Genomic DNA, 21,329 nt, shown 5'->3' with positions numbered 1-21,329 from the left:
TCCGGCGGTCCGGATTTCGACGTCGGCGGCTAGCGTGGAGCCCATGCAGCCTGCGGAGATGCGGACAGCCCGGCCGACCGTCGTCCTCGACGTGCTCGGCACCCTCGTGGACCAGGCCGGAAGCCTGCGACGGCAGGTCGCCGAGGCGGCGGGCATCGACGCCGACGCTGCGGCAGACGTCGCCGCGCGCTGGCTCGACCACGTCGCGACGCAGGAGCAGGCGATCGTCGGACGACGTCGCCCCTTCGCCCCGAGCCACGTCCTGGACCGCGAGGCGCTGGACGCGCTGGCCCAGCAGGGCCTGCTGTCGCCCGACGCCGCTACCACCCTGGCAGACGCCGGCGAGCGGCTGGAGCCCTGGCCCGACACGGTCGACGGCCTCGACCGGCTCGCCGCCGACGTCACCGTGCTCGGCCTCTCGAACGCGAGCCGCCGCGCCCTGACGGAACTGAGCGCGGGCGCCGGGCTGCGCTGGCACCAGGTGCTCTCCGCCGAGGACGCGGGCACGTACAAGCCGGCCCCGGGGATCTACGAGCTCGCCCTGAGCACCGCGCCCGCGTCGTCCGGCGCTCCGTTCATGGTGGCCGCACACGCCTGGGACCTGCGCGGTGCGGCGGCGGCCGGCCTGCGGACGGCGTACGTGCCCCGGCCCGACGGCGACGCGCCCGGCCCGGACGACACGTTCGACCTGTACGCGTCGGACCTCCGGGACCTGCACGCCCAGCTCCTCGCCCTGCCCGGGGACGCCGCGTGATCGTGACCGAGCTCGACGGCCTGCCCGTACGCCTGCGGACGCCGCACGACCTGTCCTTCACGGCCCGCTGGGGCACGGTGTTCGCCGTGCTGGACGACCAGGACTCGGGCAACCTCTGCCTCGGCGTCGAGGGGCCGGCGGGCCGGGTGTTCGTCAAGTACGCGGGCGCCCCCACCCTCCGGTACGACGGCGACGTCGCGGAGGCCGTCGCCCGCGCCCGCCGGGCCGCCGCGGTCTACCGGGCGCTCGCCCACCCGACGCTCGTGACCCTGCGCGAGGCCGTCGACGTCGGTACCGGCCACGCCCTGGTGTTCGACTGGACCGACGCGACGCCGGTCGGCCGGCAGTTCGAGCAGTCGCACGTGGTGCGGTCCCTGGACCTGGCCGCCCGGGTCGACGCGGTGCGGCAGGTCTACGAGTTCCACGCGCACGCGGCCGCGCTCGGCTGGGTCGCCGTCGACCTGTACGACGGCTCGGTGATGATCGAGCCGGCGAGCGGACGCGTCGTCCTGTGCGACCTCGACCTCTACGAGCCCGCGCCGACGGTCAACCGGATGGGGCGGATGTGGGGCTCGTCGCGGTTCATGTCGCCCGAGGAGTACGTGCTCGGCGCGCCGATCGACGAGGTCACGAACGTCGTCGCGCTCGGGACGCTCGCGCACACCTTCCTGGGGGACGACGCGACGCGGTCGCCCGCGGCCTGGTCCGGCTCGGCCGCGCAGCTCGCCGTCGCCGACCGCGCGGTGCACCCCGACCGGGAGGCGCGCTGGCCGTCGGTCGCCGCGCTGGCCGAGGCCTGGCGGGCCGCGTTGTAATCTTCCGGCATGCCGGACAGCACGAGCAGCAGCGCGAGCAGCGGACACCCCGACCGGACCGCCCCGTCGGCCTACGGCGCGCCCGTCTCGCCGCAGGGCGTGGACGCCCCGCTGCGCCGGTCGGCCGTCTTCCTCACGCTGGTCGTGGCCGACGGCGACGAGGCGCTGAGCACCGTCCGGGAGGTGCTCGCCGACCTCGGCGGGCTGGTCAAGACCGTCGGGTTCCGGGACCTGGCGAACCCGGTCTCGTGCACCGTCGGCATCGGCAGCCGGATCTGGACGGGCCTGACCGGGCGGGAGCGGCCGGCCGAGCTCCACCCCTTCCGGGAGATCGCCGGCGCCGCGCACACGGCGGTCTCCACCCCGGGTGACCTGCTGTTCCACATCTGGTCGGACCGTCAGGACCTCTGCTTCGAGCTGGAGCGCCTGCTGCTCGCCGCGCTCGGCACAGCGGTCACCACCGCCGACGAGGTGTCGGGGTTCCGCTACTTCGACACCCGCGACCTGCTCGGCTTCGTCGACGGCACGGCCAACCCGGTCGGCGCGGAGCTGCCGGAGTCCACCCTGGTGGGCGACGAGGACCCGGAGTTCGCGGGCGGAAGCTACGTCGTCGTGCAGAAGTACCTGCACACGCTCGCCGCCTGGCAGGCGCTGCCGACCGAGCAGCAGGAGCGGATCATCGGCCGCACCAAGGCGGACGGCGTCGAGCTCGACGACACGGTCGCGGGGCAGAAGTCCCACAAGACCCTCGCGACGATCACCGACGAGGACGGCGAGCACGACATCCTGCGCGACAACATGCCGTTCGGCCGCCCCGGCCACGGCGAGTTCGGCACCTACTTCATCGGCTACGCCCGGCACCTGTGGGTCATCGAGCGGATGCTGGAGCGCATGTTCGTGGGCGACCCGCCCGGCCTGCACGACCGGATCCTCGACTTCTCGACCCCGCAGACCGGCACCACGTTCTTCGTGCCGCCCACGTCGGTCCTCGACGCGCTGGCCTGACGAACTCACCTTTTTTGTGGGAAGGCGCGGCGACGCCGCCGTCCTAGCGTGCGAAGGGCCCCTCACCGCGACGAAGCGGAGCCCCCATGCGTCCCGACACGCACGCCCGCACGATGCTCCCCATCCCGGACCGGCCGCCGACGGGCCTGACGACGTACGACGCGAAGGACCCCGGCACGTCGTACCCCCCGATCGAACCGCTGCTGCCGCCGCACGGCGCACCCAACGTGCTGGTGATCCTGCTCGACGACGTGGGGTTCGGTGCCGCGAGCGCCTTCGGCGGCCCGTGCGCGACGCCGACGGCCGAACGGCTCGCCGCGGGCGGCCTGCGGTTCAACCGGTTCCACACCACGGCGCTGTGCGCGCCGACGCGGCAGGCGCTGCTGACGGGCCGCAACCACCACTCGGTGGGCATGGGCAGCATCACCGAGACGGCGACGTCGGCACCCGGGAACAGCTCGCTGCGCCCCAACACGAAGGCGCCGCTGGCGGAGACGCTGCGCCTGAACGGGTACTCGACGGCGCAGTTCGGCAAGTGCCACGAGGTGCCCGTGTGGCAGTCCTCGCCGATGGGCCCGTTCGACGCGTGGCCGACCGGCGGCGGGGGCTTCGAGACCTTCTACGGCTTCATCGGCGGCGAGAACAACCAGTGGGCACCCGCCCTGTACAGCGGGACGACGCCGGTCGAGCCCCCGGCGTCCGCCGAGGAGGGGTACCACCTCACCGAGGACCTCGTGGACCACGCGTGCACCTGGGTACGGCAGCAGAAAGCCCTGATGCCCGACCGGCCGTTCTTCGTCTACCTCGCCCCGGGTGCGACGCACGCGCCGCACCACGTGCCGCGGGAGTGGATCGAGAAGTACCGCGGCCGGTTCGACGACGGCTGGGACGTGCAGCGCGAGCGGACGTTCGCCCGGCAGAAGGAGCTGGGCGTCGTCCCGCCCGAGGCGGACCTGACCCGGCGGCACGACGAGATCCCCGCCTGGGACGACATGCCGGACGACCTCAAGCCGGTGCTGGCGCGCGAGATGGAGGCGTACGCCGGCTTCCTGGAGCACACCGACGTCCAGGTGGGCCGGGTGATCGACACGCTCGAGGACCTGGGCGTCCTCGACGACACGATCGTCTACTACATCATCGGCGACAACGGGGCCTCGGCCGAGGGCACCGTCAACGGGGCCTTCAACGAGATGGCGAACTTCAACGGCATGGCCGCCCTGGAGACGCCCGAGTTCATGCGCTCCAGGATGGACGAGTTCGGCTCGCCCAGCTCGTACAACCACTACGCCGTGGGCTGGGCCTGGGCCATGGACACCCCGTACCAGTGGACCAAGCAGGTCGCGTCGCACTGGGGCGGCACCCGCAACGGCACGATCGTGCACTGGCCGGCCCGGATCGCCGAGCCCGGCGGCCTCCGCTCGCAGTTCACGCATGTCATCGACGTGGCGCCGACCATCCTGGAGGCGGGCGGGATACCCGAGCCGGCCATGGTGAACGGCGTGCAGCAGGCACCGATCGAGGGCACGTCGATGCTGTACGCGTTCGACGACGGCACGGCCGCCGAACGGCACGACCTCCAGTACTTCGAGATGTTCGCCAACCGCGGGATCTACGACCGCGGGTGGAGCGCGGTCACCAAGCACCGCACCCCGTGGGCGCTCACCGGGACACAGCCGCCCGCGTTCGACGACGACGTCTGGGAGCTGTACGACGGCAGCACCGACTTCACCCAGGCGCACGACCTCGCCGCCGAGCGCCCGGAGATGCTCGCCCGCCTCCAGCGGCTCTGGCTCATCGAGGCGACCAAGTACGGCGTGCTGCCCATGGACGACCGCACCGCCGAGCGGCTCGCCCCCGAGCTCGCCGGTCGGCCCACTCTCATCCGCGGCGACTCCCAGCTCTTCTTCCCCGGGATGGGCCGGCTGTCGGAGAACAGCGTGGTCAACGTCAAGAACAAGTCGTTCTCCGTGACCGCCGAGGTCGACGTCGCCCCGGGCGCCGCCGCCGGCGTGCTCGTCGCACAGGGCGGACGATTCGGCGGCTGGTCGGTGCACACCACGGGCGGCCGGCTGACGTTCACCTACAACGTGCTCGGCATCCGTACGTACGTCGTCGCCGCCGACGAACCCGTGCCGTCCGGCAAGCACCAGCTCCGCGCGGAGTTCGCCTACGACGGCGGCGGGCTGGGCAAGGGCGGCGACGTCACCCTGTTCCACGACGGGACGCCCGTGGGGCGGGGCCGGGTCGAGGCGACGCAGCCGCTGGTGTTCTCGGCCGACGAGACCACCGACATCGGCTACGAGTCCGGGACGAGCGTCTCCGGTGCCTACGAGCCCGGGACGAGCCGGTTCACCGGCCGCATCGAGTGGGTGCAGATCGACCTCGGCAGCGACGACCACGACCACTACATCAGCCCCGAAGAGCGGCTCCGCGTCGCCATGGCCAAGCAGTAGACGGGGACGCCGTGCGCACCGACGAGCCGGACCCCCGCCCCAGCCCGCGGCACGCCAGGCCAGACAGCGCGAGCGGCGCGAGCGAGCCCGGCGAGCCCGGCGAGACGCTCAAGGAGCGCGCGTCCTACCTGTACGGGCTGATCATCACCGGTTCGGTGCTTGCCTCCGCCCCCGCCGACCTCGGGCTGGTGCGCGTCGCGGGACTGCTGGGCGGCACGCTGCTCGTCTACTGGTGCGCCGAGTCGTACGCGCACCTCATCGCCGCGCGCACCCTCGCGCGCCGTCCGCTCGACACCGCCGAACGCCGCCATGTGCTCGGCGAGGGACTGCCGCTCGTCGCGGCCTGCACGGTGCCCGTCGTGGTCCTGCTGATGGAGGCGGTGCTGCGGGTGCCGGCCGACGTCGCCGTCGACATCGCCCTCCTGGTCAACCTCGTGCTGCTCCTGGTCGTGGGCTGGCGCATGAGCAGCGTCAGCGGGCTGACGGGCGTCAGACACCTGGGCGCCACGGCGGTCGCTGGCCTGCTGGGCGTCGCCATGATCGGCCTCAAGCTGGCGCTGCACTAGCTGTCGCGGGGCGCGGCTCCCGGGCCGTCCGGCGGGTCGGCGGGCCCGGTGTGCAGCACCTCGCGGGCCTGCTCGGCGGCGCGCATGATGCTCTCGCTGATGAAGTCGAGGAACCGGGCGATGTTCTCCAGGCGCGCCGCGGCGGGGGTGTTCGCCCCGAGCACGACGACGCCCTGCCGGGCCGTCTCGGCGAGCTGGTCGTTGGCCCGCGCGCTGGCGATGGTCGACTGGTACCAGACGTCGTTGTCCGCGACGTAGCGCTCCCGCCGACCCTCGTCCCGCTCCCGCCGCACGAGGCCCTGGCCCTCCAGGAACGTGATGGCCTTGGAGACGGACGCCGGGCTGACCTGGAGGCGCCGCACGAGGTCCGCGGCGGTGACGCTGCCCGCGTCCGTGGTGAACACGCAGGTCAGCACCCGGGCGGTCATCCTGGTCAGGCCCGAGGCCATGAGCACGCCGGTGAGTGTCTCCTCGAAGTCCGCCACGGCTGCGGCGTCGCGCCCGTGGGCCTGCGGTGCCGCCTCCGCGGCGCGCGGCGCGGCCTGCCGGCTGCGGTGGGCGCGGCGCTCCGTCGCACGGTGCGCCAGATCGGCGCGGTAGCCGCCGGGCCCGCCGTTGCGCATCACCTCGCGCGTGACCGTGGACGTCGGCCGGTCCAGCCGGCGCGCGATCTCGGCGTACGACAGGTCGTCGGCCAGACCGAGCGCGATCTGCTGGCGTTCCTGCTTGGTGAGTCGGCCTCCCGGCATCGCGATCTCCTCCGTGCTCCCGCGTGGTGGTCCCCTGCGCACCCACCATAGCGTTCACCTCCACGTCATTGCAATGCGACGACGGTCCGCGTTGCATTACTCTCACGACCGTTGCAACAGTTTTGTCGCTCTGACCTGCGTAAATGCAGACACAACGCAACAAGTATGTTGCCTGGTTCTGGAAAGCAACGTAGCGTTTGCGATGTCAGAAACACCGGGAAGCCACCAGCACAGGAGCCGATCATCATGCAGAACTTCGCCACCCCCGCCCCGATCTCCGCCGTCGTCGAGATCCCCGCCGGCCGGGTCCAGCTCATCGCCGCGGACCGCGCCGACACCACCGTCGAGGTCCGGCCCACCAACCCCGCCAAGAGCCGCGACGTCCAGACCGCCGAGCAGACCACCGTCACCTACACCGACGGCGTGCTGACGGTCCGGACCGCCGAGCCCCACAACAAGCTCGTCGGCCACGCCGGTTCCATCGAGGTCACCGTCCAGCTCCCCGCGGGTTCGGGGCTCGAGGGCACGTCGGAGGCCGCCGAGCTGCGCGCCGTCGGCCGCCTCGGTGCCGTTGTCTTCGACGGCGCGTACCAGCAGATCAAGATCGACGAGGCGGCGAGCCTGCGCCTCACCGCGATCGACGGCGACGTCGAGGTGGGCCGGCTCACCGGTCCCGCGGAGATCAGCACCGCCCGCGGTGACATCCGGATCGCCGAGGCCACGAGCGGTTCGGTCGTGCTCAACACCCAGTCCGGTGACATCACGGTCGCCGCGAGCGCCGGCGTCTCGGCCACCCTCGACGCCGGGACGACCCTCGGCCGCATCAGCAACACCCTCAAGAACGACGGCGCCGCCGTGCTCGACCTCCGCGCGACGACCGCCTATGGCGACATCTCCGCCAGCAGCCTCTGAGCGGGGCGGTGCCGGCCCGGGCCGACCGGGCCGGCACCACACAGCACGACCGCACCACAGCACGCCCGCACCACGCGACAACGCACCGTGCACCGCGCACCGCGCACCGCGCACCGACCAGCACCACTCCCGCACCACGAACCGACAGGTGGAGAACATGACGAACGACAGCGCTTCCTCGACCAGCACCGCGTGGTCCGGCCTGGTGCCGGTCGACGACACGGCCCTCGCCGTGACCGACACGGGCGGCACGGGCCTCCCGATCGTCTACCTGAACGGCCAGTTCGCCACCCAGGGCTACTGGCGCAGGACGATCGCCGACCTGGGCACCGGCTACCGGCACATCACGTTCGACGAGCGCGCCCGCGGCAAGAAGTCCGGGACGTCCGCGGACTACTCGTTCGAGGCGGCCGTGCGGGACGTCGACGCCGTCCTCGCCGCCCGCGGCGTGGAGAAGGCGCTGGTGATCGGCTGGTCCTACGGGGCGGTCGTCGCAGCGCACTGGGCGCAGCGCAATCCGGGACGCACGGTGGGCGCGGTCCTGGTCGACGGCGCCTTCCCGCACGACTGGCTCGACGACGCGATGGAGGTCCGCATCCGCAAGCTGTTCCGCCGGATGAGCTGGTTCACGATCCCGCTCCGGATCACGGGCATCACGCCGCGGATGTCCGCGGCGGAGCAGGCCGAGAGCAACATCGAGCTCGGCAAGCTGTCCCGCGAGAGCGCCCTGGCGCCCGTGCTGAACGACATCACCGTGCCGGTGCGGTACGTGGTGGCCTCGGGGACGTCGCTCGGCAGCAAGGGTGACGAGCAGGAGCAGATCCGGGCCGGCCTGGCGGCGGCGACCGCGGGCAACCCGAACATCGAGATCAGCGCCAAGGTGCCCAGCAACCACGGCGCCATCCTCAACAAGGACTTCCGCGCCGTCGCCGACGCCGTGCGGGAGGTCGCCGCCCTCGGGAGCTGAGGACGCCGACGACGGACACAGGGGGCCGGGGCATCGCGCGAGCGATGCCCCGGCCCCCTCCGTCGTGTCCCGACCGGCACCCGTGCCGGCCGCGCCGCGCGGGATCAGCCGATCGGGCGCAGGTGGACGTCGTCCGGCACCGGGATGCCGAAGCCCGGGGCGTCACCCAGCCGCAGCACGCCGTCCGCCGGCGTGAGCAGCGCGGGGTCGACGCCGGCCACGGTGCCCGGCACCCCCTCCACCACCTCGACGTTGCCGAGGCCGGCCGCGAGGTGCGCGGCGTACCGGGTCTTGAGCGGCCGGCCCCAGGCGTGGGGCGAGCCGTGGACGCCGTCCGCCACGAGCCGGGGCATGAGCTCGCGCCACGCGGTCAGGCCGTACGACATGACGTCCATGAGCAGCACGTCGATCGAGCCCGCGGCGGCCACGGGCAGCAGCGCGGCGACGTCGGGCGACGTCTCCCCCTCCGCGATCCGGGTGTCCGGCGAGTGCGCGTCGAGCCAGGTGCGGAGCGCCTTGAGGTCGTCGGCGTCGTCCAGGAACGGCTCCTCGACCCAGTACAGCCCCACGTCGGCGACGGCCTCCAGGTAGGCGACGAACCCGTCGCGGTCGTAGCCGTCGTTGGCGTCCACCAGGATGCGGGCGTCCGGGAACGCCTCCCGGACGGCGCGGGTCACCTCGATGTCGCGCGCGTCGCCGGCATCCCGGGAGAGCCACTTGTTACCCCGGCCGATCTTGAGCTTGAAGTCCCGGTAGCCCAGCGCGGCGTCCGCGCGGCACTCCTCGACCAGCACGCCGGCGCCGCGCGGCGCGTCGTCCGGGTCGAGGTCGTCGAAGTAGATCGCGCCGTCGTAGACGGCCACGTCCGTCGTGCCCCGGCCGCCGAGCAGGGCGTGCACCGGGGCGTCGAGCACCACGCCGAGCAGGTCGTGCAGGGCGATGTCGAGCCAGTGCTCCGCGGCGTCGCGGATCCCCGTGGCGGGGTCGATCAGCTCCGAGAGCAGGCGCCCCTCGACCCGGGAGACGTCGCCCGGCGGCCCCTCGAACAGTCCCCAGCCGGTCCGGCCGTCGTCGGTGACGAGCGCCGCGACGTCCGAGTCGGGTCCGGCGCCGTGGCTGCCGAGCCGGGCGTTGCGGCCCACGGTCCGGGGGTAGCGCGTCTCCAGCGAGGCGAGCCGGACGGAACGGATGCGGGGGTCTGCGGAGGCCATGAGGTCCAATCAGGTCAGGTCGGGCGGGGCGCCGCGCCGAGCGCGACGGAGAGGCGGGCGGCGGTGCGACGCACGGCCGCCACGATCGAGGGCTGGGCCGCGACGATGCGGTCCCGGGGTCCGGCCGCGCTGATCGCGGCGACCGGGAGCTCGCCCGCGCCGAGGATCGGCGCGGCGACGCAGCGCACGCCGGGCTCCCGCTCGGCGTCGTCGAGGGCCCAGCCGCGGTCCCGGATGCGGTCGAGCTCCTCGTGCAGCGCGGGCGCGCTGGTCAGGGTGGTCGAGGTGTAGCCGGTCAGCGGGATGCGGTCGACGATCGCCCGGGCCTCGGCCGCCGGGAGCGCCGACAGGTAGGCCTTGCCGAGCGCCGACGCGTGCAGCGGGGCGCGGCTGCCCAGCTTGGAGACCACCTTCACCACCTGCGGTCCCTCCTGCTGCATCACGTAGCACATCTGGTCGTCGTCGAAGATGGCGATGAACGCCGTCTCCTCGGTCTCGGCGACGAGCTCACGCAGGTGGTCGGGCCCCACGGCGTGGACGTCCAGGCCGTCCAGCGCCTGCAGCCCCAGGCGCATCACCACGGGGCCGAGCCGCAGCTCGGTCTCGCCCACCACGTAGCCGCGCTCCCGCAGCGTGCCCACGATGCGGTAGGCGGCGCTGCGGCTGAGCCCGAGGTCCGCGGCCAGCCGCTGGACGGTCAGGCCCGGCGTCGCCGCGATCCGTTCGACGAGGTCCAGGCCGCGTGCGAGGGTGCCGGCGGCCCCGCCGTCGGCGGTGGTCCGGTTGCTCGTGTCATTCACGCTGCCATTCTGCACGGCACCGGCTCACCCCTTGAGACCGGAGCGGGCGACGCCGGCGATCACGTAGCGCTGCACGAACGCGAACAGGATCAGCACCGGGACGCTCGCGATCGCCGCTCCCGCCATGACCGCCGGGAAGTCGGTGGCGTAGGCGCCGCGCAGCGTCGCCAGGCCGGCGGGGAGCGTGAGCTGCTCCGGGTTGAACAGGACGTACAGGGGCCACAGGAAGTCGTTCCAGCTCCCGAGGAACGACAGCAGGCCGAGCGTCGCGAGCGGTGCCTTGGACAGGGGCAGCACCACGCGGACGAAGATCTGCCAGCGGTTGGCGCCGTCGATCAGCGCCGCCTCCTCCAGCTCCGCCGGGAGGCTCTGGAAGAACTGGACCAGGAAGAACACGCCGAACGCGCTCGCCGCGCCCGGCACCACCAGCGCCCAGACGCTGTCGAGCCAGCCCAGCCCGTCCACGATCAGGTAGTTCGGCATGAGGAAGACGAAGCCGGGGACGAACAGCGTGGCGATGATCAGCGCGAAGATCAGCCGCCGCCCGGGGAACCGCATCCGGGCCAGCGGGTACGCGGCCGCCGACGCCGTGGCGAGCACCAGCACCGTGTGCAGCACACCGACGAGCACGGAGTTGCCGAGCCAGCGCAGCAGCGGGGCCTGCGCGTCGGCGAACAGCCGGGTGTAGCCCTCGACGCTCGGCGTGGGCGGGATCCACTGCGGCGGCAGGGCCGTGGCGTCGCCCGTCGTCTTGAACGACGTCGAGAGCATCCACAGCAGCGGGGCCAGGATCAGCACGGACAGGATGAGCAGCATCGCGTACAGGAGCAGCGTGCCGACGACGCCGCGGCCGGTCGCCTCGTCGCGCCGGCGCCGGGGCGCGGGCTGCCGTGTCGTGGGCGGGCGGGTGGTGCTGCCGGGGGGAACGACGGTGGTCGCCACGTCAGCTCTCCTTCTGTCGCAGGAACAGGAAGTTCAGGGCGCTGACGGCGATCAGGAGCAGGGCCAGGAGGTAGCTCATCGCGGCGGCGAGGCCCATGCGGAACTGCTCCAGGCCCACCTCGGCGATGAACATGATGGCCGTGCGCGTCTCGTTCGACGGGTTGCCCGCGGTGAGCAGGTAGGACTGGCCGAACATGTTCGCCGAGGCCAGCACCGTCATCGTCAGGACGAAGAGGATGACGGGGCGCAGCTGCGGGATCGTCACGTGCACGAACTGCTGCCAGCGGCCCGCGCCGTCGACCTTGGCGGCGTCGTAGAGGGCGTCGTCCACGTTCTGCAGGCCCGCGAGGTAGACCACTGAGTTGAACCCCATGGTCCACCAGATCGTGACGCCCACCAGCGAGACCCAGACCCACGGCGTCGCCGTCAGCCAGGGCACCGGCTCGGTGACGCCGAGCTCCGCGAGGTACCCGTTGATCAGGCCGGTGTTGCCGTTCAGCAGGTACTGCCAGAGCAGGCCGACCACGCTGACGCCCAGCACGTACGGCGCGAAGAAGACCGCGCGGAAGAAGGTCCGCCCGCGGAACCGCTGGTTGAGCAGCAGCGCGAGGCCGAGCGGGATGGCCATGAGCAGCGGCACCGAGAGCACCACGAACAGGCCCGTGGCCCGCATGCTCTCCCAGAACTGCTGCGCCACCAGCGCATCCGGGGTGAACAGGTCCACGTAGTTCTGCAGGCCGACGAACGGCCGGTCGGGCAGGAAGAAGTCCCAGTTGTGCAGGCTCATCCAGAGCCCCGACACGGCGGGGACCAGCACGAACGTGCCGAAGATCAGCAGGAACGGCGCGAGGAAGAGGTAGGGCGTCCAGGGCCGCGGCCGGCTGGGCGAGACGACGGTGGCGGCGGTGGTGGCGGCCCGGGGGGTCGCGCGGACGGCGGTGGCGGTCATGTCAGGCCCTCCCGTACTTCTCGGCGTTCTCCTGGAGCAGGAAGGACGCCTGGGTCGTCGCGGTCCCGAGGGCCGCTGCCGGGTCGCCGAGCGAGAGCAGGGCGTCGCCGATCGCGGGGTACAGGATGGTGGTCTGCACCTCCGCGATCCCCGGCACCAGCGGGTAGAACCGGATGTGCTCCACCCCCTCGGCCACGTGTGACTGCGCTGTCAGCTCAGCCAGCTCGGGCGAGTCCAGGATCGGCAGGCGGGCGGGAACGGGCCCCGCGGTGGCCCAGCCGATCGAGTTCGCGAGGATCCACCCGAGGAATGTCACGACGGCGGCGAGGCGGTCGGCGTCGAACCGCGGCTGGCGCGCGACCACGAACTGGTGCGAGCCGGAGAACGCCGCCCGACCGCTGCCGATCTGCGGCAGCGGCGCGACGTCCCAGTCGAGCCCGTCGACCGAGCCGAGGTCGTTGATCAGGGCGCCGGGGCCCCCCCAGAGGAACGCGTTCTGGTCGTTCTTGAACGCCATCGAGGCGTCCGAGCCGCTCACGTTCCGCGGGCTCCAGCCGGCCCGGATGAGGGACTGCTGCCAGGTGAGGGCGTCCACGCCGGCCTGCGCGCCGAACGTCGCGGCGCGCCCGGCGGCGTCGTAGTGCTCGCCGCCGAACTGCCAGAGCAGGGAGTCGAAGCCGCGCCCGACCCCCTGCGGGTCGACGGCGGGCAGCCAGTGACCCTGGACCCCGGACGACGCCAGCGCGTCGAGCGCGTGCTCGTACGCGGCGCGGTCGGTCGGCGGCGCGTCCGGGTCCAGCCCGGCCTGCTCCAGCACCCGGCGGTTGTAGAACAGCGAGTCGGGCCACATGTCCAGCGGCAGCGACCAGCGCTGGTCGCGGTAGACGCCGGAGCCCCAGACGACCGGGAGGTAGTCGGACTCGACGAGGCCGACCGTCTCCAGGACGTCGTCGACCGGCATGATCACCTTCCGGGCGGCGTTGGTCGCCACCTGGAAGTTGTGCATGAGGGCGAAGTCCGGCGCGAGGCCGCTCGTCACCGCGGCGGGGAACTTCTGGTAGAAGTCGCCCCACGGCAAGGCGTACATGTCGATGCCGATGTGCGGGTGCTCCCGCGTGAACTCCTCGATCAGGGTCCGCATGACCGGCCCGTCGCCGCCGGTGAGACCGTTCCAGAACTTCAGCGTGACCGGCGGCCCGTCGTAGGCCGCGGGGACCCGCGGCAGCCGCGCCGTCCCGATCGTCGGCGCGCAGCCTGTGATCGTCGCCGCGACGCCGGCGAGCCCGGCCGCACCGATCGCCCGCAGGACCGCGCGGCGCGTGAGCGTACTCATCTCCACGTCCCCACCTCATTGTGTGCCGTCCCGATGATCGGGACCGCTGTGTCGATGAGCGGGACACTATCGAAAGGCATGGAACGAGCGCAAGAGTCCGGGCGCGGAAAGGTGTGTGCGCATGCTCTCGAGGTCGAGAGCATGCGCACGCACCGTCCGGGAGCGGACGCCGGACGGTCAGTGGGCGGCGGCCTCCGCGTAACGCTGGAGGAAGCGGGCCGTGCCGCGCGCCATGTTCGCGATCTCGGTGGGGTCCACGCTCTCGTTCGGCGCGTGGATGGCGGCGAGCGGTTCCTCGACGCCGACCAGCAGGATCTCCGCCCCGGGGTAGGTGTCCGCGAAGACGTTGCAGAGCGGGATCGACCCGCCCTGCCCGAGCTGGGCCATCGGCCTGCCGTAGGTCTCCTCGAGGGCGCCGGCCAGCGCGTGGAACGCGGGGCCGTCGACCGCGGCGAGGAAGGGTTCGCCCTCCGCCTCGACCGTGACCTGGACGGCGACCCCCCAGGGCGCCGCCGCGCGGAGCTGCCGCTCGAGCGCCGTCCGGGCCTGGTCCGCCGTGGTGCCGGGCGGGATACGCAGGTTCAGCCGGGCGGAGGCCCGGGGCGTGATCGCCGAGGCCGAACCCACCACCGGCGGGCAGTCGATGCCCAGGATCGTCAGCGCGGGCCGCGCCCAGAGCAGGTCCGCGACGCTGCCGTCGCCCAGCAGGGAGACGCCCTCCAGCACGGTAGCGTCCCACCGGAACCGGTCGGCGGGGTACCCCTCGCCCGGCCACGTCCCGTGGTGGTCGAGGCCGGCGACCGTGGTGTCCCCGTTGCCGTCGCGCAGGGTGCTCAGCACCGCGACGAGGGCCGCCAGCGCGTCGGGGGCGGCGCCCCCGAACATGCCGGAGTGCACCTCCGACCCGAGCGCCTGGAGCGTGAGCACCACGTTGACCATCCCGCGCAGGCTGACGGTCGCCGCGGGCTGTCCGACGGCGGCGTTGCCGGTGTCGCACACCAGGATGGCGTCGGCGCGCAGCAGGTCGGCGTGCTCGGGCACGAACGCCTCCAGGCCGCCCGTGCCCTGCTCCTCCGAGCCCTCGACCACCAGCTTGAGGTGCACCGGCGGCTCGCCGAGCGCCCGCAGGGCGGCCAGGAGCATGACGATGTTGCCCTTGCAGTCGGCGCTGCCGCGGCCGTACCACCTGCCGTCGGCGTCGGTGAGCTCGAAGGGCGGCGTGCGCCAGGCGGACTCGTCGAGCGGGGGCTGCACGTCGTAGTGCGCGTAGAGCAGCACGGTGGGCGCGGCCGGGTCGGCGCAGGGCCGCGAGCCGACCACCGCCATGCTCCCGTCCGCTGTCCGCTCCAGGTGCGCGTCCTGGAAGCCGACGTCGGCGAACCGGCCGAGCACCCACTGCGCGGCCCGGTCGCACTCCTGGGGCGGGAACTGCCGGGGGTCCGCGACCGACCGGATGGCGACCAGCTCGGCGAGCTCGTCCCGGACCCGCGACATCTCGTCGGTGACCCGGGCGTCGAGGTCCGTGGCCGTGGTCACGAGCCCACCACGTCGTCGGTCGCGAGGTCGTCCACGTACTGCTGGAACTCCTCGAGCTCGTCCGGGCAGTAGATCTGGATGATCAGCGTCTGCCCGCGCAGGATCTTGCGGTCGGTGATCACGGGGCGCGCGCCGGGACCGGTGGCGCCGTTGGCGAGCTGCGCCTGGAGCGTCGCGCGGTTCAGCGCGTCGTTCGGGTTCGCGCAGACCGCCCCGCCGTCGTCCCCGAGCACCGTGACGATCTGGTCCTTCGACGGCGTGACCGTGGCCCCCGCCTCGTCGAGCGCCTGGATCAGCTCGTCGGCCTTCGCCTCGGCGTCGCGGGTCTCGTCGGCCGCGCGGTAGAGGACCAGGGCGAGGGCGATGAGGACTCCGACCACGACACCCACCGCCACGTAGAGGATCGTGCGCTCGCGCGGGGACTGGGTCTCGACGTGCGTGCTCATTCCGGGCTCACCTCCTCCGTCGACTCCTCCAGCTTCCACGAGGGCTTGCGGGCCCGGTAGAAGAGGTACGGGACCAGCAGGCCGAGGCCCAGCGCGCCCACGACGACGATGACGACGTACACGGCCGGGTTGCCGCCGCCGAACTGGGACGGCGGCACGAACCCGACCAGCAGGGCCGCGAGCGACGCCCCGAAGCCCACGCCGCAGAGCGACTTGAGCATCGGGCTGCGGAAGCCACGCGGATGGTCGGGGTACTTGCGGCGCAGCCCGATGGCCGCGACGAACATGAGCAGGTACATGATCAGGTACACCTGCGTGGTGATCACCGAGAAGATCCAGTACGCGCTGGAGACGTTCGGGATCAGTGCGTACATCAGGCCGATCGCCGTGGTGACGATGCCCTGGACCACCAGGATGTTCTGCTGCACGCCGTTCTTGTTGAGCCGCTGCAGGAACGGGGGCAGGTAGCCCTCCTGCCGGGAGATCAGGAGCAGGCCCTTGGACGGGCCGGCCAGCCAGGTGAGCATCCCGCCGAGCGAGGCCGTGACGAGCATGATGCCGACGATCGGCGTGAGCCACTGCGTGCCGAAGTTGGCGAACACCGCGTCGAAGGCCTGCATCACGCCCGCGGTGAGCGAGAGCTCCTCGGCGGGCACCACCCAGCTGATCGCGAGGGCCGGGAGGATGAAGATCAGCAGCACCATGCCCATCGCCAGGAACATCGACTTCGGGAACTCCTTCGCGGGGTTCCGCAGCGACGACACGTGCACGGCGTTCATCTCCATGCCGGAGTAGGAGAGGAAGTTGTTCACGATGAGCACGAGGCTGGCGAGCCCGGCCCACGCGGGGAAGATGTTGTCGGCGGTCATCGGCGCGGCCGACTCGTTGCCCTGGCCGAGGAACACCATGCCGAGCACCACGAGCACCACGCCGGGGATCAGCGTGCCGATGATGAGGCCGCCGCTCGCGAGCCCCGCCACGCCCTTGGTGCCGCGCGAGGAGACCCAGACGCCGCTCCAGTAGACGACGATGATGACGCACGCCGTCCAGACGCCGCTGCTCGCGAGCGCCGGGTTGAAGACGTAGGCCAGCGTGCTCGCGACGAACCCCAGCAGGCTGGGGTAGTAGAAGATCGTCATCGCGAACTGGCACCACACCGCGAGGAACCCCATGGGCTTGGAGATGCCGCGGGCCACCCAGTTGTAGACGCCGCCCTTCCAGCCGGAGGCGAGCTCCGCGGAGACGAGCGACGTCGGCAGCAGGAAGACCACGGCGGGCAGCAGGTAGAGGAAGACGCACGCCAGCCCGTAGACCGCCATCGTGGGCGCGGCCCGGAGGCTCGCGACCGAGCTGGTGGTCATCATGGCCAGCGCGACCCAGGAGATCCATGCCGTCGCGGGCACCTTGGCGCGGACTGCGGCGGCGGATTCGGCGGGCGGCTCGGCGGCGTGCCGTGCCGTTGGTCCCTGCGTAGGTTCGTGCGGAGCGTCCATGGCGCTCATGACCTGCCTCCGTCCGTTCGGGACGTCACAGCGGGGAGATGCCTCAGCCGGCGAGGAGCCTGGCCTTCTGGGCGCTGAACTCGGCGTCGGTGAGCACGCCCTCGTCGCGCAGCTTGCCGAGCCGTTCGAGCTGCGCGATCACGTCCTCCGACGCCGGCGCCGCGGCCGGGGCAGGCGGCGGGGGCGCCACATAGACCTGCTGCGGAGCCTGCTGCGGCGGTTCCGCGTAGGACTCCTGTGCCGCCCAGCGGTTCGCCTGACGCCGCGAGACCCGGTTGGACACCGCGGTCGCGGTGCCGGCTACGACGGCGGTCCGTGCCACCCCTCTGAGAAGTCCCATCAGAGCTCTCCTTCTCGTGTCTGCGCCGACGTCGTGCCCGGGGAGCTCTGCTCTGCCTCCAGCGCGTCGAGCGCCGCGACGACGTCCTCGACCGGGATGCGACCGGTGGCGATCACCTGCGCACCGGCTTCCCGCATGGCCGTCACGAACGGGCCGGCCCAGGTGTTCTCGTACACGATGAGGCCGACGGCGTCGCCGGGGGCCACCAGCGCGACGCTCTGCGCCAGGTCCTCGTCGTCGAGCAGTCCGGAGCCCACGCCCTCGAACACGGCGAGGTCGAGGCTGCCGTCGTGGTCCAGGTCGGTGAGCGCGACGGCGACGATGTCGCCCTCGACGGTGCGCCGGGCGACCCGGAGGTCGAGGATCCGGATGATCCCGCGTTCGACGAGGTCCAGCAGCGCGGCCAGGCCCTTGCCCTGCAGCCTGCCGCCGGGGAACTCCACGGCGAGGTAGTCGATCGGTCCGACGTCCAGCTCGGTCATCTCCGGACCTCCTGCGTTGGCGGACGGGTACAGCGCTTCCGTCACGACACTGGCATCACCCGGGGTGGTAGCGGCCCACCCGCACCGGGGTGGACCTGCGCCACCCGGGTGCGCGCCATGATCGCGGGACAGACCCCCGGAGGCCCCCATGTCCGCCATCCCCACCTACGACGCCGAGCAGCTCGCCGGCATGCTCGTGCTCCTGCCCGACGTCGACTCGGTCGAGCTCAAGCTCACCGTCCCCGACGACTTCCAGCGCTCCGCGGTGCGGATCCTGGGCATCGACCCGCTCGACGCGGTCCTGCGTCAGGTCGCTTTCGTCGACACCCCCGACCTGCGGCTCTCGGACGCCGGCGTGGTGCTGCGCGCCCGGCGGACCCAGCGCAAGCCCGGCGACCTGACCGTCAAGCTCCGGCCCGCCGTACCGCACGACGTGCCCGAGAGCTACCGCGGGCACGACGGGTTCAAGGTCGAGCTGGACGCGTCGCCGGCCGGCTTCACCTGCTCGTGCTCGCTCACCGTCGAGGCGCCCGACCGGCGCGTCCGCAAGATGATGACCGGCGACCGCGGCATCCACGGCATGCTTGACGACGACCAGCGGGCCCTGCTGCACGAGCGCATGCCGCACGACGTCGCGCCGGACGACCTCGTGCTGCTCGGCCCGATCAACCTGATCAAGTGCCGGTTCCGCGCCAAGGGGTACCCGCGGCGCATGGTCGCCGAGCTGTGGGGGCTGCCCGACGGCTCCCGGATCCTGGAGCTGTCCACCAAGGCCCCGCCTGCCGAGGCCTTCCAGGCCGCCGCCGAGACGAAGGCCATCCTCGCCGGCAAGGGGATCGACCTGAGCGCCCCGCAGGAGACCAAGACCAAGGCGGCACTCGCCGCCCTGACGGCGCCCGGGTCGGAGTGAGCCGCGGTCAGCGCCGCCAGGCACCCGCAGGCTGACCTCGCCGGGGCCGGTTCATCAGCGCCCGGGCCAGGTCGGCCGCCTCGGCGCGGGACCCGCAGCCGAGCTTGCGGTAGATCACCTTGAGATGGAACTTGAGCGTGTTCACCGAGATGAACAGCTCGTCCGCGATCTCCCGCAGGCTGAGCCGGCTCGGGAGCATCCGCAGGATCCCGAGCTGCCGGTCGGTCAGGTCCTCGACGAGCTCGACCACCGCCGTCCCGGGCGGCGACGCCCCGGAGAGCGGGACGCGGCGCAGCCGGTCCAGCCAGGGGCGCGGCACCTGCCAGGCCAGCCGCTCGATCGCCTCGACGACCTCCGTGCCCTCGGACGCGACCGTCTGCACGAGGCCGTGCGCGGCGGCGAGCCGCACCGCGCGCGACAGGGCGGCCTCGGCCTCGTCCGCGTCGCGGGTGGTGCGGCTCAGCAGCAGGTCGAGAAGCACGTGGTGCCGCACGCAGCGCGGTGCCGCCGCACGCAGCGCCGGGTCCGCCGCCCCGACGTCGCCCTCCGCGATGAGCACGCGCGCCGTCTCGACGCCGCCCCAGAAGGGGTCGTCGACCTCGGCGGCCCAGCGCGCGGCGTCGTCGAGCCGGCTCTCGGCCAGGGCCAGCAGGGTGCCCGTGCGGGCCAGGAGCGTGCGGCTGCCCGGGCCCGTGAGCTCCGTGTCGACCAGCTCCGTGGCGTCGCCGAAGGCCCGCTCCGCCGCCGCGCCGTCCCCGGAGTCGACCGCCGTCCGCGCCAGCTCCAGGGACGCCAGCAGCCGGCAGTGCGGCACCGGGTCGCACGGGGTCTCGACCAGGCGCGACAGCACCGGCAGCGCGGCCGACTGCTCCCCGATCTCCCGGTTGGCCAGCGCCTCGGCGACCATCAGCTCGGTCTGCGCCGTCGTCAGGTTCGCCGCCTCGGACATGTCCCGCGTGCCGTAGACCAGGCGCAGCGCCTCGACCGGGCGCCCGGCGAGCGCCGCCCCCAGGGCCCGGGTGGCCTCGAAGGCGATCCGCCGTCCGGATACGGGGTTGAGGGTGCGGGCCACGTGGCGCACCTCCGCGCCTGCGTCGTCCCACCGCTCCGTCAGGGCGATCTCCCGGGCCAGCAGGTTCCAGCCGAACGTGCACAGCGGGTCGGCCTGCCAGCGCTCCCCGATCGTCGCGAGGGCCCACCGGGCGGACGCCGCCCCCGTGCTCCAGTCGCCCGAGACCGCCGCCGACGCCGCGCGGAGCATCTCCAGCCGCGCGAGCAGCACGGGTTCGATCGCGCTGTCCCCGTCGGCCTGGGCGAGCACGGTGTGCACGGCCTGCACGAACGCGTTCCGGTCGGCGAAGAGCTGGCACCAGGCGAGGTCGACGGCCGCTGCCGTGTCGACCGCGGCGCCCGCCGGGATCGCCGCGAGCATGCGCCGCACGGTGACCTCACGCCCGCTGTCGTAGAGCTGGGGCACGCAGGATGCCAGCAGCCGGAGCGCCGCACGGTCCTGGCCGGCGCGCAGCAGGTGCTCGAGCGCGGCCACCGACCGCCCGCCGTCCTCGAACCACCGCGCGGCGCGGCGGTGCAGCTCGGCCAGGCGCTCGGGGTCGCGCCTGCGGAGCTCGACCAGGAGGGCGTCCCGGACCAGGGCGTGCGTCTCGTACGCCCCCGAGGGCTCGATCCGCGCGGCGAACAGCCCCCGCTCCTCCGCCCGCTCCAGCAGCTCGGGAGCGTCGGGCCGGCCGGCGAGCACCCGGGCGAGACCGGGCTCCACCCGGTCCACCACGGACACCGCCATCAGCACGTCGACGACGTCGGCGGGCTCGCCGCTGAGCACCTCGTGCCAGACGTAGTCGCCGACGTAGCGTTCGACGTCGTCCTGCCGCGGCGCGTCCGGAGCCGCGCGGGCGTCCGCCGTCCGGGCGGCCAGCGCGGCGAGCTGGATGCTGGCGGCCCAGCCGCCGGCGTGCCGCGCGGCCCGGGCCACGCGCTGCGGCGGCAGGGTCGGGGCCAGCCGGGCCAGCATCTCGGTCGCCTCGTCGAACGAGAACCGCAGCTCGGGGAACCGGACCTCGCCGAGCAGCCCCCGCGCCCGCAGCCGGTCCACCGGGAGGGGCGGGACGTGCCGGCTGACCAGCACCACGCGCAGCCACCGCGGCAGGTGCTGGACGAACATCGTCAGCGACCCGCCCGCCACCGCCTCGTCCACGACCTCCAGGTCGTCGATCACCAGCACGCGCGGGCCGTACCGCCGCGACTCCAGGTCGTCAAGGAGCGTCCCCACGGCGTCCAGCAGCGCGTGCCGGCGCCGTATGAGGTCGGCGGCGGGCTCCGCGCAGCCCGGGGCGATCCCGTCGAGCGCGGCGAGGATGCTCAGCCAGAGCTGCGCGGGGTCCCGGTCCGACTCGTCGACGGACAGCCAGGCGTGCGGCAGGTCGGTCCAGCCCACCCAGTCGCGCAGCAGGGAGGTCTTGCCCGAGCCCGCCGGAGCCACGACCAGCGTGAGCGGCGACTCGACCGCGGTGTCGAGCAGCTCGATGAGCCGGGGCCGCCGCACGAGGTACTCGGGGTTCACGGCCGGCCGCAGCTTCGCCTGGTAGACGAGCACGTTCCCGCCGAACGAGTCGCTCATGTCCGACTCTCCTTGGTACGCC

General features: G+C 73.0%; 20 protein-coding genes. 8 read left to right on the top strand and 12 right to left on the bottom strand.

Going from position 1 to position 21,329, the window contains the following annotated elements:
* Window positions 1-43 precede the first annotated feature (43 nt).
* The 5 genes from ACZ7LE_RS23615 (at window position 44) to ACZ7LE_RS23595 (ending at window position 5,593) form a co-directional block, all read left to right on the top strand.
* The gene (locus ACZ7LE_RS23615) at window positions 44-754 is read left to right on the top strand and encodes a haloacid dehalogenase type II (protein ID WP_470405656.1); all 711 of its coding nucleotides are present in this window, start codon (window positions 44-46) and stop codon (window positions 752-754) included.
* Window positions 751-1,569 (top strand): hypothetical protein, encoded by an 819-nt coding sequence (locus tag ACZ7LE_RS23610; RefSeq protein WP_470405655.1) that lies wholly within the window; start codon window positions 751-753, stop codon window positions 1,567-1,569. Before ACZ7LE_RS23615 ends, ACZ7LE_RS23610 begins: the two co-directional genes overlap by 4 nt.
* 9 nt (window positions 1,570-1,578) lie before the next feature.
* The gene (locus ACZ7LE_RS23605) at window positions 1,579-2,574 is read left to right on the top strand and encodes a Dyp-type peroxidase (protein ID WP_470405654.1); all 996 of its coding nucleotides are present in this window, start codon (window positions 1,579-1,581) and stop codon (window positions 2,572-2,574) included.
* An 86-nt stretch (window positions 2,575-2,660) separates the two neighbouring features.
* Complete coding sequence (locus tag ACZ7LE_RS23600; protein WP_470405653.1) at window positions 2,661-5,027, top strand: arylsulfatase; 2,367 nt, start codon at window positions 2,661-2,663, stop codon at window positions 5,025-5,027.
* 11 nt (window positions 5,028-5,038) lie between these two features.
* The gene (locus tag ACZ7LE_RS23595; RefSeq protein WP_470405652.1) at window positions 5,039-5,593 is read left to right on the top strand and encodes a hypothetical protein; all 555 of its coding nucleotides are present in this window, start codon (window positions 5,039-5,041) and stop codon (window positions 5,591-5,593) included.
* On the opposite strand, the gene ACZ7LE_RS23590 is transcribed toward ACZ7LE_RS23595, so the two are convergent.
* Window positions 5,590-6,342, bottom strand: a complete 753-nt coding sequence (locus ACZ7LE_RS23590) for a helix-turn-helix domain-containing protein (protein ID WP_470405651.1) — start codon at window positions 6,340-6,342, stop codon at window positions 5,590-5,592. The genes ACZ7LE_RS23595 and ACZ7LE_RS23590 overlap by 4 nt on opposite strands.
* 246 nt (window positions 6,343-6,588) lie before the next feature.
* On the opposite strand from ACZ7LE_RS23590, the gene ACZ7LE_RS23585 reads away from it, so the two are divergent.
* The gene (locus ACZ7LE_RS23585; protein ID WP_470405650.1) at window positions 6,589-7,254 is read left to right on the top strand and encodes a DUF4097 family beta strand repeat-containing protein; all 666 of its coding nucleotides are present in this window, start codon (window positions 6,589-6,591) and stop codon (window positions 7,252-7,254) included.
* A gap of 157 nt (window positions 7,255-7,411) precedes the next feature.
* Complete coding sequence (locus ACZ7LE_RS23580; RefSeq protein WP_470405649.1) at window positions 7,412-8,221, top strand: alpha/beta fold hydrolase; 810 nt, start codon at window positions 7,412-7,414, stop codon at window positions 8,219-8,221.
* 104 nt (window positions 8,222-8,325) lie between these two features.
* Here the strand turns inward: ACZ7LE_RS23580 and ACZ7LE_RS23575 are convergent, their stop codons facing one another.
* The 10 genes from ACZ7LE_RS23575 to ACZ7LE_RS23530 all read right to left on the bottom strand — a co-directional run bounded on the left by ACZ7LE_RS23575 (window position 8,326) and on the right by ACZ7LE_RS23530 (window position 17,762).
* Complete coding sequence (locus ACZ7LE_RS23575; protein ID WP_470405648.1) at window positions 8,326-9,432, bottom strand: enolase C-terminal domain-like protein; 1,107 nt, start codon at window positions 9,430-9,432, stop codon at window positions 8,326-8,328.
* A 14-nt stretch (window positions 9,433-9,446) separates the two neighbouring features.
* Entirely contained in the window at window positions 9,447-10,232 is a 786-nt protein-coding gene (locus ACZ7LE_RS23570; RefSeq protein WP_470405647.1) for an IclR family transcriptional regulator, read from the bottom strand.
* 24 nt (window positions 10,233-10,256) lie between these two features.
* Window positions 10,257-11,174 carry a carbohydrate ABC transporter permease gene (locus ACZ7LE_RS23565; RefSeq protein ID WP_470405646.1) on the bottom strand — a complete coding sequence of 306 codons (918 nt, stop codon included), beginning with the start codon at window positions 11,172-11,174 and terminating at the stop codon, window positions 10,257-10,259.
* Window position 11,175: 1 nt separating this feature from the next.
* Window positions 11,176-12,123: a carbohydrate ABC transporter permease gene (locus ACZ7LE_RS23560; RefSeq protein WP_470405645.1), complete on the bottom strand. Its 948-nt coding sequence runs from the start codon at window positions 12,121-12,123 to the stop codon at window positions 11,176-11,178.
* Between the two features lies 1 nt (window position 12,124).
* Window positions 12,125-13,456, bottom strand: a complete 1,332-nt coding sequence (locus tag ACZ7LE_RS23555) for an ABC transporter substrate-binding protein (RefSeq protein ID WP_470405644.1) — start codon at window positions 13,454-13,456, stop codon at window positions 12,125-12,127.
* A 177-nt stretch (window positions 13,457-13,633) separates the two neighbouring features.
* Window positions 13,634-14,992 carry a M20/M25/M40 family metallo-hydrolase gene (locus ACZ7LE_RS23550; RefSeq protein WP_470405643.1) on the bottom strand — a complete coding sequence of 453 codons (1,359 nt, stop codon included), beginning with the start codon at window positions 14,990-14,992 and terminating at the stop codon, window positions 13,634-13,636.
* Complete coding sequence (locus ACZ7LE_RS23545) at window positions 14,989-15,438, bottom strand: hypothetical protein (protein WP_470405642.1); 450 nt, start codon at window positions 15,436-15,438, stop codon at window positions 14,989-14,991. Before ACZ7LE_RS23545 ends, ACZ7LE_RS23550 begins: the two co-directional genes overlap by 4 nt.
* Window positions 15,435-16,940 (bottom strand): APC family permease, encoded by a 1,506-nt coding sequence (locus tag ACZ7LE_RS23540; RefSeq protein ID WP_470405641.1) that lies wholly within the window; start codon window positions 16,938-16,940, stop codon window positions 15,435-15,437. Before ACZ7LE_RS23540 ends, ACZ7LE_RS23545 begins: the two co-directional genes overlap by 4 nt.
* A 43-nt stretch (window positions 16,941-16,983) precedes the next feature.
* Window positions 16,984-17,280 carry an SHOCT domain-containing protein gene (locus tag ACZ7LE_RS23535; RefSeq protein WP_470405640.1) on the bottom strand — a complete coding sequence of 99 codons (297 nt, stop codon included), beginning with the start codon at window positions 17,278-17,280 and terminating at the stop codon, window positions 16,984-16,986.
* Entirely contained in the window at window positions 17,280-17,762 is a 483-nt protein-coding gene (locus tag ACZ7LE_RS23530; protein ID WP_470405639.1) for a DUF6325 family protein, read from the bottom strand. The genes ACZ7LE_RS23535 and ACZ7LE_RS23530 overlap by 1 nt, the downstream gene beginning before the upstream one ends.
* A gap of 148 nt (window positions 17,763-17,910) precedes the next feature.
* Between ACZ7LE_RS23530 and ACZ7LE_RS23525 the strand changes: the two genes are divergently transcribed.
* Window positions 17,911-18,672: a hypothetical protein gene (locus tag ACZ7LE_RS23525; RefSeq protein WP_470405638.1), complete on the top strand. Its 762-nt coding sequence runs from the start codon at window positions 17,911-17,913 to the stop codon at window positions 18,670-18,672.
* A 7-nt stretch (window positions 18,673-18,679) separates the two neighbouring features.
* Here the strand turns inward: ACZ7LE_RS23525 and ACZ7LE_RS23520 are convergent, their stop codons facing one another.
* Window positions 18,680-21,307 (bottom strand): winged helix-turn-helix domain-containing protein, encoded by a 2,628-nt coding sequence (locus ACZ7LE_RS23520; protein WP_470405637.1) that lies wholly within the window; start codon window positions 21,305-21,307, stop codon window positions 18,680-18,682.
* Between the last annotated feature and the right edge of the window lie 22 nt (window positions 21,308-21,329).

The sequence above is a fragment of the Promicromonospora sp. NPDC110617 genome (assembly GCF_055598465.1).
This window is presented reverse-complemented; position numbering and strand designations above follow the sequence as displayed.

What these genes read in the sequence shown, in the direction of transcription:
- ACZ7LE_RS23615 (WP_470405656.1), top strand. Translation starts at nt 44, where the DNA reads ATGCAGCCTGCGGAGATGCGGACAGCCCGGCCGACCGTCGTCCTCGAC.
- ACZ7LE_RS23605 (WP_470405654.1), top strand. Translation starts at nt 1,579, where the DNA reads ATGCCGGACAGCACGAGCAGCAGCGCGAGCAGCGGACACCCCGACCGG.
- ACZ7LE_RS23600 (WP_470405653.1), top strand. Translation starts at nt 2,661, where the DNA reads ATGCGTCCCGACACGCACGCCCGCACGATGCTCCCCATCCCGGACCGG.
- ACZ7LE_RS23590 (WP_470405651.1), bottom strand. Translation starts at nt 6,342, where the DNA reads ATGCCGGGAGGCCGACTCACCAAGCAGGAACGCCAGCAGATCGCGCTC.
- ACZ7LE_RS23585 (WP_470405650.1), top strand. Translation starts at nt 6,589, where the DNA reads ATGCAGAACTTCGCCACCCCCGCCCCGATCTCCGCCGTCGTCGAGATC.
- ACZ7LE_RS23580 (WP_470405649.1), top strand. Translation starts at nt 7,412, where the DNA reads ATGACGAACGACAGCGCTTCCTCGACCAGCACCGCGTGGTCCGGCCTG.
- ACZ7LE_RS23575 (WP_470405648.1), bottom strand. Translation starts at nt 9,432, where the DNA reads ATGGCCTCCGCAGACCCCCGCATCCGTTCCGTCCGGCTCGCCTCGCTG.
- ACZ7LE_RS23560 (WP_470405645.1), bottom strand. Translation starts at nt 12,123, where the DNA reads ATGACCGCCACCGCCGTCCGCGCGACCCCCCGGGCCGCCACCACCGCC.
- ACZ7LE_RS23555 (WP_470405644.1), bottom strand. Translation starts at nt 13,456, where the DNA reads ATGAGTACGCTCACGCGCCGCGCGGTCCTGCGGGCGATCGGTGCGGCC.
- ACZ7LE_RS23545 (WP_470405642.1), bottom strand. Translation starts at nt 15,438, where the DNA reads ATGAGCACGCACGTCGAGACCCAGTCCCCGCGCGAGCGCACGATCCTC.
- ACZ7LE_RS23540 (WP_470405641.1), bottom strand. Translation starts at nt 16,940, where the DNA reads ATGAGCGCCATGGACGCTCCGCACGAACCTACGCAGGGACCAACGGCA.
- ACZ7LE_RS23535 (WP_470405640.1), bottom strand. Translation starts at nt 17,280, where the DNA reads ATGGGACTTCTCAGAGGGGTGGCACGGACCGCCGTCGTAGCCGGCACC.
- ACZ7LE_RS23530 (WP_470405639.1), bottom strand. Translation starts at nt 17,762, where the DNA reads ATGACCGAGCTGGACGTCGGACCGATCGACTACCTCGCCGTGGAGTTC.
- ACZ7LE_RS23525 (WP_470405638.1), top strand. Translation starts at nt 17,911, where the DNA reads ATGTCCGCCATCCCCACCTACGACGCCGAGCAGCTCGCCGGCATGCTC.
- ACZ7LE_RS23520 (WP_470405637.1), bottom strand. Translation starts at nt 21,307, where the DNA reads ATGAGCGACTCGTTCGGCGGGAACGTGCTCGTCTACCAGGCGAAGCTG.